We start from the raw sequence: 15,228 nt of genomic DNA on the forward strand, positions 1-15,228 counted from the left end.
GGACACACGATGACACAGCTCACCCGGCGCCAGGCCCTCGGCACCGCGCTCGCCGCCTCCATAGCCGTCTCCGCCGCCGCCGCCTCCTCCTCCACCGCCGCCTCCGCCGAGACCCAGGGCGCGGCCAAGCCCACCGTCGTGCTCGTGCACGGCGCCTTCGCCGACGCCTCCTGCTGGAAAGGCGTGATCGAGCGGCTCCAGCGCAAGGGCTACGCCGTCCTCGCGCCGGCCAACCCGCTCCGCGGCCTCTCCGCCGACGCCGCCGGCACCGCCGCCCTGCTCGCCACCGTCAAAGGCCCCGTCGTCCTGGTCGGCCACTCCTACGGCGGCGCGGTCATCACCAACGCCGCGCGCGGCAACGACAACGTCAAAGCCCTCGTCTACGTCGCCGCCTTCATCCCCGACGAAGGCGAAAGCGCGGCCGAACTCGCGGGCAGATACCCCGGCAGCACCCTCGGCGAGACCCTTCGGCAGGTGCCGTTGCCCGGCGGCGGCACCGACCTGTACGTCGAGCAGGACAAGTTCCGCAGGCAGTTCGCCCATGACGTACCCGCTCGTGACGCCCAGGTGATGGCCGTCACCCAGCGTCCGATCACCGCCGCCGCGCTCGACGAACCCTCCGGCGCCACGCCCGCCTGGAAGGCCGTCACCTCTTGGGCGTTGTTCGGCACCGGGGACAAGAACATTCCGCCGGCCGCGCTGCGCTTCATGGCCGAGCGTGCCGACGCCCGCGCCACTGTCACGATCAAGGGCGCCTCTCACGCCGTACTGGTCTCCCACCCCGACGCGGTGACCCGCCTGATCGAGCGCGCCGCCACCGGCCGCTGATCCCGCGATTCCCTTCTCACACGTGGAGCAATCATGAACAAGCCTGTCCTCGAACCCGCCGCACGAGCCTTCGCCGAAGCCACCGCGCAGCCTCCCTTCCTGTTCCAGCTGCTGCCGAGCGAGGGCCGCAAGGCCGTCGACGACGTGCAGTCCGGGCCCATCGCCAAGCCGGCCGTGGACGAGGAGTGGGTGACGATCCCCGGCGGACCCACCGGCCAGGTCAAGGCCCGCATCGTGCGGCCCGCGGGCCGCACGGGCGACCTACCCGTGATCATCTACATTCATGGCGCCGGCTGGGTGTTCGGCAACGCCCACACCCACGACCGGCTCGTCCGCGAGCTCGCGACCGGCGCCGACGCCGCCGTGGTCTTCCCCGAGTACGACCTGTCGCCCGAGCACCGCTACCCGGTGGCCATCGAGCAGAACTGGACCGTGGCCCGGTGGATCGTCACCGAGGGCGCCGCCAAGGGACTGGACGCCACCCGGATCGCGGTGGCCGGCGACTCCGTCGGCGGCAACATGAGCGCCGCCCTGACACTGATGGCCAAGCAGCGCGGCGGACTGCCGCTGCGCCAGCAGGTGCTGTTCTACCCGGTGACCGACGCCTCCTTCGACACCGACTCCTACCACCAGTTCGCCGAGGGCTACTTCCTGCGCCGGGACGGCATGCAGTGGTTCTGGGACCAGTACACCACCGACGAGGCCCAACGCGCCGAGATCACCGCCTCCCCGCTGCGGGCCTCGCTGGAGGAGCTGGCCGGGCTGCCCCCGGCGCTGATCATCACTGGCGAAGCCGACGTGCTCCGCGACGAGGGCGAGGCGTACGCCAACAAGCTGCGCACCGCCGGGGTGCCGGTAACCGCGGTGCGCTACCTGGGCATCATTCACGACTTCGTCATGCTCAACACGCTGCGCGAAACCTACGCCGCCGACTCCGCGATCGAGCTGGCCGTCAGCACGCTGCGCCGTGCCCTGGCCAAGAGCTGAGACCGGGGGCCCGTGGGCCCATCCCCCTCGAACTCGGCCCGCGTGGGGCGGACGTCGCCCCACGCGGGCCAGGAAGACCTCGCTATGAACACCCCTGACCCCCAGCCCGGCGGCGAGCAGGCCTCACCCGGCGGCCGCTACCACGAACCGGATCTGCGCCGCATGACGCGCATCAACCTGCGGCCGATCGCCTCCCCGATGCCGCTCGGCTTCTACTCGGTGGCCATCGCGTCGGTCATGATCGCCAGCCTCCAACTGGGCCTGTTCCCTCCCGGAGCCCACCGTGCGATCGCCATGACCATCCTGCCGGCGTTTGTCCTGCAGCTCGTGGTGGCGGTCTTCGCCTTCGGCGCCCGCGACGTGATCGCGGCCACCCTGATGGCCTGCTTCTCCGGCATGTGGCTGGCCAGTTCCCTGGTGCTCGCCCTCGACTCCCCGCCCGGCACTTCCGTGCTCGGCGTACTGAACCTGGTCTTCGCCCTGTTCGCCCTCCTGATGGCGAGCGTGGCCAAACCCAAGCGGGCGCTGTGGCTGGTGCTGTGCACGGCCGTGCCCCGCTTCGCCGTCGGCGCGGCCGCCAACCTGACCGGGACGCCGTGGGTGGCCACGATCTCCGGCGTACTCGGTCTGCTGCTGGCCGCCGTGGCGTTGTACGCGGCCTTCGCGCTGATGCTGGAGGACATGCGCGGCCAGGAAGTGCTGCCGGTCGGCCGTTCCGGCCCCGCGCACCATGCCGTCGAGGGCGACCTGGCGGTCCAGCTGCGCAACCTCGAACGCCAGGCGGGCGTGCGCCGCACCCTGTGATGCACCCCGCTGCTCCCAGATTTCGTGACTTGTGAACGAGAGAGAGCCATGACCTCGATGCCAGTCGCCGGTGTCATCCCGGCACCCGGCAGTGACGATAGGCAGATCGCCGACCTCATCGTCCGTAATGCGAAAGTTTTCACCGGAGATCCGCGCAAACCCGTAGTCTCGGCGATCGCCGTACGCGGCGGCAGGATCACCGCGCTTGGCGAGGACGGGGACATCGCCGAGCACGTCGGAGCCCGCACACGAGTGGTGGACGCTCTGGGACGGCGGCTGATACCCGGACTGAACGACTCCCACCTGCACGTCATCCGCGGCGGCCTCAACTACGTGCTGGAGCTGCGCTGGGACGGCGTCCGCTCGCTGCGCCAAGCCCTGGCCATGCTGCGTGAGCAAGCGGCCCGCACCCCCAAGGGCCAATGGATCCGGGTGGTGGGCGGCTGGACGGCCGAGCAGTTCGCCGAACGCCGCATGCCGACCGCCGCCGAACTGACCGACGCCGCCCCGGACACGCCCGTCTTCGTCCTGCACCTCTACCAGAGCGCCATCCTGAACCGGGCGGCCGTGCGCGCCGCCGGTTTCACCCGCGACACCCCCGACCCCAAGGGTGGGCAGATCGTGCGTGACCGCGACGGCGAGCCGACCGGCGTTCTGCTGGCCGCCCCCAGCGCGCTCATCCTGTACTCCACCCTGGCCGGCGCGCCCACGCTCGACAACGCAGACAAGAAGATCTCCACCCGGCACTTCCTGCGCGAGCTGAACCGCTTCGGCCTCACCTCGGCAATCGACGCGGCCGGCGGCTTCCAGAACTTCCCCGACAACTACCGCACCGTCATCGAACTGGCCCGCGATGGCGAGCTGTCCCTGCGCATCGCCTACCACCTCTTCCCCCAGACCGCCGGGCAGGAGCTGGCGGACCTGAAGCGGTGGATCGAAACGGTGCGCCCCGGCGACGGCGACGAATGGCTGCGGCTCAACGGCGCGGGCGAGAACCTGACCTGGGCCGCCGCCGACTTCGAGAACTTCTCCGAGCCGCGCCCCGAACTCGCGCCCGGCTACGAGGAGGAGTTCGAGCAGGCGGTCCGGCTGCTCATGGAGAACGGCTGGGGCTTTCGCCTGCACGCCACCTACGACGAGACGATCCGCCGCGACCTGGCCGTCTTCGAGAAGCTCGCCGCCGACGGCCTGTTCCCGGCGGGCAACCGGTGGCTGTTCGACCACGCCGAGACCGTCTCAGCCGAAAGCCTGGAGCGCATCGCGGCCCTCGGCGGCACCATCAGCGTCCAGAACCGGATGTCCTTCCAAGGCCGGGCGTTCGCCGAGCGGTACGGCGCCGCGGTCGCCGCCCGCACCCCGCCCATCAAGGAGATGCTGGAACAGGGGCTTGCCGTGGCGGCCGGCACCGACGCGACCCGGGTTTCCTCCTACAACCCGTGGGTGGCCCTGCACTGGCTGGTCACTGGACGCAGCGTCGGCGGATTTCACCTTTACCCCGCCGACCGGCGCCTTTCCCGGGAGAAGGCGCTGGAACTGTTCACCCGCGCCGGGGCGCGCATCACCGGTGAGCAGGACGTCAAGGGCACCCTGCGGGAGGGGTACTTTGCCGACTTCACTGTGCTCACCCACGACTACTTCTCCGTCCACGACGACGACATCCCGTACATCGAATCGGTGCTGACCGTGGTCGGCGGCCGCATCGTGTACGCCGCGGCAGAGTACGAGGGCATGGACGAGCTCATGCCGTCCATCAGCCCTTCATGGAGCCCGGTCTCCCACTTCGGCGGTTACCAGGCCAGCCCGCCACCGAGCAGCACCGGCGCACGCCAGGCCGATCGGCTGGGCGAGGCCGTCGCCGATGCGGAGCAGCACCACCGGTGGCGCGTTACCCGTGGGCTCGCCCCCGAGTCCGCGCCAGCGATCTTCGACCCCTGCTTCACCCTCTGACACCACGCCGCGTCGGCTCTTGCGCGGGCACATAGTCCAGCGCACGGGCACTTCGCCACAGGTATCCGGCAAGGCCGTGGTGCGAATGCTCGGTCATTGCCGCCGGGCACGGGGACCGAGCCGACCCCGGCCCGGTGACGGGCGGCGTCGGACCTGCGTGGTACTGGGCAACTCATCGCTCATGAGGACCTGAAGGACGTCGAGCGGAACGCCCGCGTCCCCCTCTGTGCCAAGCTCGGACCCCAGCTGACCCTTTACGCCCTGCGATCAAGGTGATCGAGAAAACTCATGTGAACCCGTCAGTGCCCACCAGGGGTGTTCAGACGGACGGTCAAATGACGGTCAAACGATCAAGAGCCTGGTTCTCAATCTTGAGAACCAGGCTCTTGACCTGCGACAACTCTGTCGGGGTGGCGGGATTTGAACCCACGACCTCTTCGTCCCGAACTCTCGGCGTGAGGGTCGTTGAGAGTTAGCCCGGAGGTCAAGCAGGCCGCATGACTCACGGACGGTCGCCGGTGGTCGACGGGGTTGCTGCACTCTCGTGCTGCATATGCTCCGCCTTCGTCCGGGCTTGTCTGAGAGACCGCGCCGTCGTCTTCATCGCGCCGCCTGTTGGTCACGTCTTGAGGACTGTCTGCGTCGATGCAGCAGGATGCCGAGCCCGATAGCAGCAGCCCCTCCGAACGCGGCGGCAGCTTTTCGTTCGAAACGTGGTTTGCCAACTGGATTGACGGTAGTGCGAGGAGGGGTGGCTTCGGCTGCTCTTAGTTCTTCATCCATGAGCCGAAGGACGGAACGCAAGCGTCCATTTGGCCGGCCTGCCCAATAGGACGATCGGCTATCAATCCAGAAGCTCCGCCCTAGCTGACCTCGGAACAGGCGCCTGACTACACCACGCAAGGTGTCTTGGTCTATCAGCCCGAGATCGTACATAGTTAGCCAGTGCGCTATCCACTGGTTGATTACCACGTGCGATTGAAAGCGGAAGTCATCGTGGTGACCCCGCCAGACCTCTCCCTCCACCTGAGCTAATGCTGGATTTTCAATCACCAGACGAGCGATTTCGAATTGGCGGGTCCTAAGCCCTTGTAAAGCTGCTATTCGCGTGGTGCGTGCCTGCATATCGACCGACAGGGCGACGCCGGCAAGGGCAGCGGCGCTGATCAGGGCAGCGACCGATCCATATGCCTGACCCACCTCGCTCAGCAGTGCCCATCGGGAGGCAGGTATCAGGTCGGCGATGCCGCTCACTGCGACTGGCGCCAGTACGACGGCCCCTGCAGCAGCGACGGCAATGACCGAGGCACATGCTACGAGTACAGCTCGCGTTGCCCGTCTCCTCATCTTCGACTCCTCGTCGGTTTGAGTGGGTGGATGCTCAATGATGCGCCGCCCTACTTGAGTCGGCCGTGTCTTGAAACATGCGGCAATCCAGTCCTCTGATCTTGCCCGCTCACTGTGCTTCGAGCACGCGGATCAGCTTCGCCTTTTCCCTTGCGGCTCTTGCGGGCAACACGTGCAGGGTGCTGGAAACGGCGGGAGGCTGTGATGCTGGAGGAGACGCAAGACACCGAGGACATCATCGAACGGGTCGCGGCGCTGGACGTCGGGAAGGCCGAGTTGGTCTGCTGTGTCCGGCTTCCCAGCGAGGATCGGCCAGGCAGGCGGCTGCAGGAGGTCAGCACACACACGACCATGACCCGCTCGGTCCTGTCGCTGGCCGACCGCCTGCACTGTCTGGGCGTGACCCGGGTGGTGATGGAAGCAACCAGCGATTACTGGAAACCGATCTTCTACATCCTGGAAGCCGCCGGGTTCGAGACCTGGCTGGTCAATGCCCGCGATGTCAAACATCTGCCCGGGCGTCCCAAGACCGACAGGCTGGATGCGGTCTGGTTGTGCAAGGTCGCCGAACGGCAGATGATCCGCCCCAGCTTCGTGCCTCCGCCACAGATCCGGCAGCTGCGGGATCGGGTTCGCTACCGCTGCGACCTGGTTTCGGTGCGCACGGCGGAGAAGAACCGGGCGGAGAAGCTCCTGGAGGACGCACAGATCAAGTTATCGGTGGTGGCCTCCGACATCTTCGGCGTGTCCGGCCGCGCCATGATGGCCGCGCTGATCGCAGGAGGGCGCAATCCCGCCGTGCTCGCGCAGATGGCCCGCGCCAGCATGCGCGCCAAGATCAGCGCGGTGGAGGAGGCGTTCACTGGCCGCTTCACCGACCACCACGCGTTCCTGCTCGCCAAGATGCTGGTCCGCGTCGATCAGCTCAACCGGGATATCGCCGAGGTGGATGCCAAAATCGAGGAGCTCATCGCCCCTTTCGCCGCGGCGGTGGAGCGGCTGGACGACATCCCCGGCATCGGACGCACCGCCGCCTCATTGATCCTTTCCGAAATCGGTCTGGACATGACGCGCTTCCCGACCGCCGGCCATCTGGCCTCGTGGGCACGCTTCGCCCCCACGATGAAGGAATCGGCCGGCCGGAGGAAAGGCCAAGCCGCCACCGGCCACGGCAACCTCTATCTGGCCCGGGTTCTGGGCGAAGCCGCGGTCTCGGCCGGCAAAACCAACACCTTCCTCGGCGAACGCTACCGCCGCATCGCCCGCCGCCGCGGCAAGAAGAGAGCCATCGTCGCCGTCGGCCGCTCCATCCTCACCATCGTCTGGCACCTGCTGTCCGATCCCAACGCTCGCTTCATCGACCTCGGCGCCGACTTCTACGACACCCGCATCGGCCCCGAGCGCAAGAAACGCAACCACGTCCGCCAGCTCGAAGCCCTGGGCTATCGAGTCATCTTGGAACCCATCGCCTGACCAGCTGACCTGATCACAAACCCCGTCGCACCGAGCCACGCCGGGGTTCGCTGCCGCCTTCCCACTTACTCTCCGATTTTCGGATCAGTGGTCACATGTGGTGTGGGGAGGGCTTGGGGAGTGGGTCGGCTCCCAAACGGCTCCCAGCGGGACTTCTGTCGCTGGAGAATCGCGGCTGGTTGTCCTCCTCGGACGGCACGGACCCGGGGTCATCGGTCGCTGGCATGCCGTTGCGCAGGACGAGCGCCAGTTTGTGGGACGGCACGGTGCCCTCCGTCTGGGGGCTCCTTTGGTGGATCGTTCGGGACGCCGAAGGCAACACTTTCCGTCTGCCCAGTTGTCCGGTCTGAGCACCGGTCGAGGCCCTGCGCAGCGTCATGCGTTGAGCGGGTGTGCCCGGATCGACGTGGATCACAGTCGTTGCAGGACATCCCGCCGAACCGGCCGTCGCCGGTCGTGCCGGATCGTCAGACCTTGACGACCTCGATCGCGGGTCCGCAGAGCAAGCTGATGTCTTCGGGGTCGGAGGTGAGGACGGTGACTGGTCCTGGCGCGGAGCGTGCGATGGCGGCGAGGACGGCGTCGATGGCGTACTTGTGGCCACTGAGACGGTGGCTGCGCAACAGTGCTGCGGCTTGGTCGGTGACATCCTTGGTGACGTCATGGACGTCAATCCGGGAGAGTACCCACCGGATGCGGGCAGGGTGGATACGTTCGTAGTTTGCCTCGAGGGTGGTCATGGCGGTCGTGACCACCCGGATGCCTTCTTCCGAGGCTGCTTGGACGAGGGCCAGGAGGGTGCGGTCCTTGAGGTAGAGCTTGGACAGGCCCTCGCTGTCGAGGAGGAGCGTGCCGGGCATCAGGCTGCGGCACCGCCTGAGTTGCGCTGATCGTGGCGCAGCAGGGCGCGGGCCGCTTCGACCTCTTCCCGGGACAACGGGTCGTTGTCGGTCTCGAAGTCGGCGACGATCTCACGAAGCTCGTCCATGGCCACACGCTGCTCCAGCGCCTCGGCCACGTAGGCGGAGAAGCCGCCGGGGCCCACATGGGTGCGTACGGTTTCGGCGAGGTCTTCGGGAAGACTGATGGAGTACTTCTTGCTACCGCTCATGGTTGTGATCCTACCATTGGTAGGAAGATCCGTGTGCTCGTCTGAGCGGGCGGGACGGATGAATACCGTTCCACTTCTCGGACGGCTTCCTGCACCCAAGGTCGCTGCGTCTGTGCGGTGTGGGTGCCCAGTCTGTGTGAGTGGTGCGTGCTGCGTGGCGTTGATCTGCGGAAACAGCGCGCCACTGACAGCGAGCACATGCTCACGCGAGCATCCGTCTCCGATCCCCGAGGCTTGGCCGCTCGGACGGCACGGGCGGGGTTGTCGTTGAAGTGCCAGCCCTGGCCATACCTGACCCCGCGTGCCTAACGGCGACGCCCCGGAGAACCTGCTCTAGCCCGGTCCGGATTCTGAGATTTGCTGCAGTATGGGGATCTAGAAGGGCGAGTCTCGGGGGGAGCGAGGGCCAAGGAGCGATGCATGACCGATGTCCGCAACTTCCTGCGAGACCTGTTCGGCAGGCTCGTGAGGCGGCCTGCCTGGTGGCGCCGTGACGGGTCGCGCAGGTGTCGATCTTCCTGAACGGCGACGAGGGCGCCATCAAGGACCTTCTGGACGGCGACGAGGGCGACCTCAAGGCGCTCATCGTGCCGGGTGGCCAGCCGGCACCGTACTTCTCGTCGGGCCCGCCCACCAGCGTTCGCGATCTGGTAGAGAAGGCGACCGGCAAGCTCGGCGAGCGGACCGGCCCGAAGGGGCTGCCTCCCATCAGGTTTCAGCTCACCACGTTTGTGCTGCTGGTGATGCGGCAGCGCGAGGTCCGCAAGGTCGAGCTCGCCGACATGGAGCAGGCCCTGGCCGAGCACCGCCCGGGCCGGGTCGGGCCAAACGAGGACCGCCCGCTCGTGGTCTGGCTGGACTACCTGAGCAGGTCGCTCACCGGTTGGATCCCCGCGGCCTCGTTGATCGCCGCCGGGCTCGGCCGGATCACCACGATCCTCGGCTGGCTGCTGGCCGTCGCGGGCGGTGTCGTGGTCGCCGCGGGTCACGCGGTGCTGCTCGCCCGGACCTACGTCAGGAGTTCCTGGTTCCGCGGGCAGGAGTTCCACGCGCGTAACCCGTGGGAGCGGCTGCCCGTGTACGCCGAGAGGCTGGCCTCCATAGAGGCGGCACGCCATGCTGGCCTACGATGCCGCGCTCGCCCTCGGGCTCGCGATCGGCTCCGCCTACGGCGGCACCGACGCCGTGCCGGACAAGGGCACGGTCCTGTACGGCCTGAGCACGCTCGGCACGCAGTACGGGACCACGGGCGTGATGGAGTTCACCGGGGGCAGGGAGCCGCACGAGTCGGCAGGCAAGCCCGTCATGCTCATTCAGGTGCCGCGAGGCCCGGGAGACCAGACGCTCGCGGGCCTGTGCGGCAGGCTCACCGAGCTGGTGCCGCCCGAGGCCGCCTGCCCCGACGCTGACCTGCGCGGAGCCCAGGAAGGCGGAACCTAGGAAGGCGAACGGCCCGCCGGCGTGCGGGCGGGCCGTCAGTGAGGTGTCAGATGGTGTCGACGACCTCGGAGGCGCCGGGCACGTCGCTGAGCAGGCGCGAGGCGGGGCCGATGTAGTTGGCGCTGGGGCGGACGAGTCTCCCCGTGCGCTTCTGCTCCAGGATGTGCGCGGCCCAGCCGGCCGTGTGGGCGCAGGTGAACATCGAGGTGAACATGTGGGGCGGCACCTCGGCGAAGTCCAGCACCACGGCCGCCCCAGTACTCGACGTTGGTGGCGAGCACCCGGTCGGGCTTGCGCGCGTGCAGCTCCTCCAGCGCGGCCTGCTCCAGCGCCGCCGCGACCTCGTACCGAGGCGCGTCGAGCTCTTTGGCGGTACGGCGCAGCACGCGGGCGCGCGGGTCCTCGGCGCGGTAGACGCGGGTGCTCAAGGCCGCCGAGGTGTCCGAACTCCACGCCTACGTGGTGATCAGCCTCACCACGGGCGTTCGTACCGAGGAAGCCCGCGCACTGCGCTGGGATCACGTCGTCGCCTGGATCCCCGGCCTCAAGGCGTGGCATCCGGTGACCGAGGCCGGGTTCAAACACAAGAGGTTCGCCATCTATGTGTGGCGTGCCGACCGAGTAGGAGGTGACGCCAAGACCCGTAAGTCACGGCGCACGCTCGAACTGCCTAAGCTCGCTGCTGACGCTCTCCGGCGACACCACACCCGCCAAGCCGCCCACAAGCTCCAGGCGGGTGAGGCATGGCAAGATCACAGCCTGGTGTTCTGCACAAACGTCGGCACCCCACAGGCCGCGGCGAACGTACGACGGGCGTTCCGTAAGATCACCAAGGACGCCAAGATCGGAACCAACTGGACACCCCGCGAACTGCGTCACTCGTTCGTCTCCACCACGAGTGACCAGGGCGTACCCATCGAGACCATCGCCGATCTCGTCGGGCACGCGGGCACCAGCGTCACGGAAGCGGTCTACCGGCACCAGCTCAAGCCGGTGATCACCAAGGGGCGCCCACACCATGAACACAATCTTCGGCGACAAGTCGACGGGTTGAGTCCGAGTGAGATGGCTCCCCGATTGGCTCCTATCGACTTCCAGAAACGGAAAAGGGCCCGACCCACTTAGCGGATCAAGCCCTCTACCTGGTCAAACTGTGTCGGGGTGGCGGGATTTGAACCCACGACCTCTTCGTCCCGAACGAAGCGCGCTGCCAAGCTGCGCTACACCCCGGCGCACGCCGGTCTTGCGCGTGCTTGGAAAAGTCTAGCGGACTCTCAAGGTGCTTGTGACCGCCTTTATCGCCGGGGCACGAGGGTGAGGAGGGAGGCCTCGGGGAAGCAGGCGAAGCGGGCAGGTGCGTACGGGGAGGTGCCGAGGCCGGCGGACACGTGGAGCCAGGCGGACTCGTGGTGGCTCAAGCCCTTCACCCTGGCGCGGTCGATGCCGCAGTTGGTCACCAGGGCGCCGTAGAACGGGATGCAGAGCTGGCCGCCGTGGGTGTGGCCGGCCAGCAGGAGCTGGTAGCCGTCGGCGGCGAAGAGGCTCATGTTACGGGGCTCCGGCGAGTGCATGACGCCCAGGCGGAGGTCGGCGTCCGCCGGGGCGGGTCCGGCCACCAGGTCGTAGCGGTCGCGGGAGATGTGGGAGTCATGGATGCCGGCCACTGCCACGTCCAGGTCGGCCACCTTGATGCGGGCCGTGGTGTTGTTCATGTCGAGCCAGCCCTCGGACGCCATGCCTGCCCCCAGCTCCTCCCAGGGGAGGTTGGGTATGTGCTGGCGGCGTTCGTTTCTGGACGTGCGCCACAGGTAGCGCGCCGGGTTCTTCGGCGTCGGGGCGTAGAGGTCGTTGGAGCCGTAGACGAACAGGCCCGGGCGGGACAGCAGCGGCTCCAGGGCGTGGAGGAGCGAGAGCACGGCGTCCGGGTGGGCGATCGAGTCGCCGGTGTTGACGACCAGGTCCGGCTTGAGCGCGCCCAGCGAGCGGACCCAGTTGATGAGCATCGTGCGGCGTGGCGTCAGATGGAGGTCCGACAGGTGGAGGACGCGCACGGGACGCTGGCCGCGCTCGAGCACGGGCACGTCGAAGCGGCGCAGCCGGAACGAGTTGCGCTCCACCACAGAGGCGTAACCCAGCCCGGCCAGGCCGAGACCGAGCATGGACAGAGGTACTGCGACGGCTTTCCTCACCTACTCATGATGCCCGACATCCGGCGCGAGGTGTCCGCGCAGGCGGCAAGATGGACCGCATGAGCGCATTGAAAGACAAGCTGAAGGCCGATCTGACGGCCTCGCTGAAGAGCCGGGACGAGGTCCGTCTCCGGACGATTCGCATGGCACTGGCCGCGGTGAACGTCGAGGAGGTCGCCGGCAAGCAGGCCAGGGAGCTTTCGGATGACGAGATCATCAAGGTGCTGACCAAGGAGGCCAAGAAGCGGCGGGAAGCGGCGGAGGCGTTCAGCAACGCCGGGCGCGCCGAGCAGGCGCAGGCGGAGCTGGACGAGCAGGCGGTGCTGGAGGCTTACCTGCCGGCGCAGCTGTCCGACGAGGAGCTGGTCGAGCTCGTCGACGCCGCCATCGCCGAGGCCGGCGCCTCCGGGCCGCAGGCCATGGGGCAGGTCATGAAGGTCGTCAATCCGAAGGTCGCGGGGAGGGCCGAGGGCGGTCGGGTGGCTGCCACCGTCCGGGCCCGCTTGGCCGCAGGCTGACGCCCGCCACCGTCCGGGCACGCTGGGCCGTCGGCTGACGGCCGCCACCGCTGCTGCTGCCGCTGGACGGGGCCGCTTCGCCGCCGTCGGTCGGCACGATCGCCTGCGTTCGTCGCCACTCGCCGCGCTCCGGTGCAGGGCCCTCAGGGGGCGAGACCGGGACGGGTCTCACGCGGGCCCGTGGCCGGGTCTCGCGCGAGCCCGTGGCCGGGTCTCACGCAGGCCCGTGGCCGGGTCTCACGCAGGCCCGTGGTGGGTGACCGGCTCAGTCGCCGGGGACGACGATCGGGCCGGCGTCGCCGCCGCGGCCCCGCCCGTCGTCGTTGCCCGGCCCGTCCCCCTCCGGCGGCCCGTCGCCGTTGTCCGGCGGGTCGAAGATGTCGAACGGGTCGCCGTCCCTGGGCCCTTCCTCGTCCTTCTTCTCCTTCTTGGGCTTGGGCGCACACTGCTCCGTGCACCCGCCGAAGCGCGATCGGTCCACCGGCGTGAAGTCGACCGCCTCGACCCCCTTCAAGGCGTCGATCATGGATTCTTTCCAGATCCGTCCTGAGATGGACGCGCCGTACACGTACGAGTAGTAGCGTCCGCCGATCGTGATGCTGGTCAGTTTGTGGCCGGAGGCGCCGCGCGGGTCGCCCAGGCTGACCGCTGAGGCCAGGTTCGGCGTGTAGCCGGCGAACCAGGCCGACATGTAGTTGTCGGTGGTGCCGGTCTTGCCCGCCGCGTCCCGGCCGATGCCGCCGACCTCACGCATCGTGCCCTTGGTGAACACACCCGACAGGATGCCGTTGACCGCGTCCGCGACCTCTTCCTCCAGGACCTGCGAGCACTTGGGCTTGTACTGCTTGGCCTTGCCGTTCCTGTCCTTGATCTCGGTGATGGCCAGCGGCTTGCAGTATTGCCCGCGCGAGGCGAAGACCGCGTAGGAGCTGGCGATCGTGATCGGATCGACCTCGTTGACCCCCAGCGTGAACGTCTCCACCTCAGACAGCTTCTGGCCGTCGGCCCGCTTGACCCCGAGCTTCTTGGCCATCTTGACCACGCTGCAGAGCCCGACCTCCTCCTGGAGCTTGATGAAGAACGTGTTGACCGAGCCCCACGTGCCGCTCTCCAGGGTCTTGAAGCCGCCGCCGCCCTCGCTGGAGTTGCGCACCTCGTGCGACGGGTCGCCGACGTTCTGGCCCTTGCAGTTCTTGAAGGTGCTGTAGCCGCCCGCCCGGTAGCCGGCGGGCGCCGGGAAGCCGTCGGCGTACTTCAAGCCCTCTTCCAGCGCCGCGGCCAGCGTGTAGACCTTGGCGGTCGAGCCCTGCTGGAAGCCGGTGCCGCCACCGTGTGCCGCATCGGCCACGATGTTGTAGCTCATCTCGTTCTTCTTCTTGCTCCCGCCGAACGTCCGCGAGGCGGCCATCGCCTTGATCTCGCCGGTGCCGGGGACGACCATGGCCTGCGAGGCCACGGGCTTGTCCTTGCGGGAGACGAACTCCTTGATGGCCTTGTCGGCGGCCGCCTGCATCTTGGGGTCGATCGTGGTCTTGATCGTCAGACCGCCCCGCTGGAGCAGCTTCCTCCGCTCGTCCGGGTTCTTGCCGAACTCCTCGTTGTTGAGGATCTCGTACTGGACGTAGAGGCAGAAGTACGGATATTTGCTGGCCTCGCAGCCGCCCGGGAACTCGACGTCCTTGTACCCCAGCTTCTTCGCCTTGGCGTCGGCGGCCTCCTGCGCCGTGATGTTCTTGAGCTCGAACATGCGGTCGAGCACAAGGTTGCGCCGCTGCAGCAGCCGCTCCCGCGACTCGGGGCCGACGTTGGGGTCGGTCCTGGCGGGGTTTTGCACGGCGCCGGCCAGCGTGGCGGCCTCGACGAGGGTGAGCTCGGAGGCGGGCTTGTCGAAGAAGCGCTTGGCCGCAGCTTGGATGCCGTGGGCGCCGGCGCCGAAGTAAGCGATGTTGAGATATTTCTCGAGGATCTGGTCCTTGGCGTATTTCTCCTCGATGGCCATTGCGTAGCGCAGCTCGGCCAGTTTGCGGGAGAGTGTCGGGGCGATGGCCGCCGCCTGCTCCTCGGGCGTCTCGGCCTTGTTGACCAGCACCTGCTTGACGTACTGCTGGGTGATCGACGAGCCGCCCTGCGTCACGCCACCCTGCGTCAAATTCTTGAGGAGCGCTCTGGCCGTTCCTTCCACATCGATCGGCCCGTGCTGGTAGAAACGGAAGTCCTCGATCGTGATCAGGGCGGTCCGCATGATCGGGGCGACCTGGTCGAGGCGTACGGACTGGCGGTTCTCGTAGTAGAAACGCCCGATCTCCTTGCCGTTGGCGTCTTGGAGGATCGTGCGCTCGGGAAGAGGGGGTTCGTCGAGCTCTTCGGGCTTGAGGTCGAGGGCCTCGACGGCGCTCTTCGCCGACACTCCCGCGCCGCCGACCGCAGGCAAGGCCACCGCGGCCGCGAGCACCCCAGCGGCGGTCCCCGCGATGATCAGACGCAGGAGGGCCAGGATGGGGTTGGAGCGATCTTTGCGCTGCGCTTGCACGCATCCAAGAGTACGTGGAAAGCCTGACGTTTTCGGTATCCGACCCCCATTTCG

Annotated in this window: 13 protein-coding genes, 1 tRNA gene and 1 pseudogene; 8 read left to right on the forward strand and 7 right to left on the reverse strand. The window is 67.9% G+C overall.

Annotated elements, in window-relative coordinates; genetic code table 11:
• The first annotated feature begins 9 nt into the window (after window positions 1-9).
• From Q9G87_RS01445 to Q9G87_RS01460, 4 genes are all read left to right on the forward strand, one after another.
• On the forward strand, window positions 10-828 hold the full coding sequence (locus tag Q9G87_RS01445) for an alpha/beta fold hydrolase (protein WP_305914312.1): 819 nt from the start codon (window positions 10-12) through the stop codon (window positions 826-828).
• Window positions 829-861: 33 nt separating this feature from the next.
• Complete coding sequence (locus Q9G87_RS01450) at window positions 862-1,815, forward strand: alpha/beta hydrolase (RefSeq protein WP_305914313.1); 954 nt, start codon at window positions 862-864, stop codon at window positions 1,813-1,815.
• 84 nt (window positions 1,816-1,899) lie between these two features.
• Window positions 1,900-2,619 carry an acetate uptake transporter family protein gene (locus tag Q9G87_RS01455; protein WP_305914314.1) on the forward strand — a complete coding sequence of 240 codons (720 nt, stop codon included), beginning with the start codon at window positions 1,900-1,902 and terminating at the stop codon, window positions 2,617-2,619.
• 48 nt (window positions 2,620-2,667) lie between these two features.
• The gene (locus Q9G87_RS01460; protein WP_305914315.1) at window positions 2,668-4,566 is read left to right on the forward strand and encodes an amidohydrolase; all 1,899 of its coding nucleotides are present in this window, start codon (window positions 2,668-2,670) and stop codon (window positions 4,564-4,566) included.
• Between the two features lie 600 nt (window positions 4,567-5,166).
• Here the strand turns inward: Q9G87_RS01460 and Q9G87_RS01465 are convergent.
• Window positions 5,167-5,820, reverse strand: a complete 654-nt coding sequence (locus Q9G87_RS01465) for a DUF6082 family protein (protein ID WP_305914316.1) — start codon at window positions 5,818-5,820, stop codon at window positions 5,167-5,169.
• A 297-nt stretch (window positions 5,821-6,117) separates the two neighbouring features.
• Here Q9G87_RS01465 and Q9G87_RS01470 point away from each other — a divergent pair, with 297 nt between their 5' ends.
• Window positions 6,118-7,386, forward strand: a complete 1,269-nt coding sequence (locus tag Q9G87_RS01470; RefSeq protein ID WP_305914317.1) for an IS110 family RNA-guided transposase — start codon at window positions 6,118-6,120, stop codon at window positions 7,384-7,386.
• Between the two features lie 467 nt (window positions 7,387-7,853).
• Here the strand turns inward: Q9G87_RS01470 and Q9G87_RS01475 are convergent, their stop codons facing one another.
• Together Q9G87_RS01475 and Q9G87_RS01480 are read right to left on the reverse strand one after the other, a co-directional pair.
• On the reverse strand, window positions 7,854-8,246 hold the full coding sequence (locus Q9G87_RS01475) for a type II toxin-antitoxin system VapC family toxin (RefSeq protein ID WP_305914318.1): 393 nt from the start codon (window positions 8,244-8,246) through the stop codon (window positions 7,854-7,856).
• Entirely contained in the window at window positions 8,246-8,497 is a 252-nt protein-coding gene (locus Q9G87_RS01480) for a CopG family transcriptional regulator (protein WP_305914319.1), read from the reverse strand. The genes Q9G87_RS01475 and Q9G87_RS01480 overlap by 1 nt, the downstream gene beginning before the upstream one ends.
• A gap of 1,116 nt (window positions 8,498-9,613) precedes the next feature.
• Here Q9G87_RS01480 and Q9G87_RS01485 point away from each other — a divergent pair.
• Complete coding sequence (locus Q9G87_RS01485) at window positions 9,614-9,937, forward strand: hypothetical protein (RefSeq protein WP_305914320.1); 324 nt, start codon at window positions 9,614-9,616, stop codon at window positions 9,935-9,937.
• Between the two features lie 46 nt (window positions 9,938-9,983).
• Here the strand turns inward: Q9G87_RS01485 and Q9G87_RS01490 are convergent.
• Window positions 9,984-10,356 (reverse strand): annotated as a pseudogene (locus Q9G87_RS01490) (citrate/2-methylcitrate synthase); the annotation flags it as partial.
• Between the two features lies 1 nt (window position 10,357).
• On the opposite strand from Q9G87_RS01490, the gene Q9G87_RS01495 reads away from it, so the two are divergent.
• Window positions 10,358-11,062, forward strand: a complete 705-nt coding sequence (locus Q9G87_RS01495) for a site-specific integrase (RefSeq protein ID WP_305914321.1) — start codon at window positions 10,358-10,360, stop codon at window positions 11,060-11,062.
• A 31-nt stretch (window positions 11,063-11,093) separates the two neighbouring features.
• Here the strand turns inward: Q9G87_RS01495 and Q9G87_RS01500 are convergent.
• A tRNA-Pro gene (locus Q9G87_RS01500) sits at window positions 11,094-11,167 on the reverse strand.
• A gap of 65 nt (window positions 11,168-11,232) precedes the next feature.
• Entirely contained in the window at window positions 11,233-12,096 is an 864-nt protein-coding gene (locus tag Q9G87_RS01505) for a metallophosphoesterase (RefSeq protein ID WP_305915110.1), read from the reverse strand.
• Window positions 12,097-12,185: 89 nt separating this feature from the next.
• Between Q9G87_RS01505 and Q9G87_RS01510 the strand changes: the two genes are divergently transcribed.
• Window positions 12,186-12,644 (forward strand): GatB/YqeY domain-containing protein, encoded by a 459-nt coding sequence (locus Q9G87_RS01510; protein WP_305914322.1) that lies wholly within the window; start codon window positions 12,186-12,188, stop codon window positions 12,642-12,644.
• Between the two features lie 265 nt (window positions 12,645-12,909).
• On the opposite strand, the gene Q9G87_RS01515 is transcribed toward Q9G87_RS01510, so the two are convergent.
• The gene (locus Q9G87_RS01515; protein ID WP_305914323.1) at window positions 12,910-15,174 is read right to left on the reverse strand and encodes a transglycosylase domain-containing protein; all 2,265 of its coding nucleotides are present in this window, start codon (window positions 15,172-15,174) and stop codon (window positions 12,910-12,912) included.
• Window positions 15,175-15,228: the final 54 nt, after the last annotated feature.

Source organism: Nonomuraea turcica (assembly GCF_030718205.1).
In the GTDB taxonomy this organism is placed as follows: Bacteria; Actinomycetota; Actinomycetes; order Streptosporangiales; family Streptosporangiaceae; genus Nonomuraea.

Coding starts and splice junctions, on each gene's coding strand:
- Q9G87_RS01485 (WP_305914320.1), top strand. CDS start 9,614: ATGCTGGCCTACGATGCCGCGCTCGCCCTCGGGCTCGCGATCGGCTCC.
- Q9G87_RS01480 (WP_305914319.1), bottom strand. CDS start 8,497: ATGAGCGGTAGCAAGAAGTACTCCATCAGTCTTCCCGAAGACCTCGCC.
- Q9G87_RS01445 (WP_305914312.1), top strand. CDS start 10: ATGACACAGCTCACCCGGCGCCAGGCCCTCGGCACCGCGCTCGCCGCC.
- Q9G87_RS01505 (WP_305915110.1), bottom strand. CDS start 12,096: ATGCTCGGTCTCGGCCTGGCCGGGCTGGGTTACGCCTCTGTGGTGGAG.
- Q9G87_RS01460 (WP_305914315.1), top strand. CDS start 2,668: ATGACCTCGATGCCAGTCGCCGGTGTCATCCCGGCACCCGGCAGTGAC.
- Q9G87_RS01450 (WP_305914313.1), top strand. CDS start 862: ATGAACAAGCCTGTCCTCGAACCCGCCGCACGAGCCTTCGCCGAAGCC.
- Q9G87_RS01475 (WP_305914318.1), bottom strand. CDS start 8,246: ATGCCCGGCACGCTCCTCCTCGACAGCGAGGGCCTGTCCAAGCTCTAC.
- Q9G87_RS01470 (WP_305914317.1), top strand. CDS start 6,118: ATGCTGGAGGAGACGCAAGACACCGAGGACATCATCGAACGGGTCGCG.
- Q9G87_RS01510 (WP_305914322.1), top strand. CDS start 12,186: ATGAGCGCATTGAAAGACAAGCTGAAGGCCGATCTGACGGCCTCGCTG.
- Q9G87_RS01455 (WP_305914314.1), top strand. CDS start 1,900: ATGAACACCCCTGACCCCCAGCCCGGCGGCGAGCAGGCCTCACCCGGC.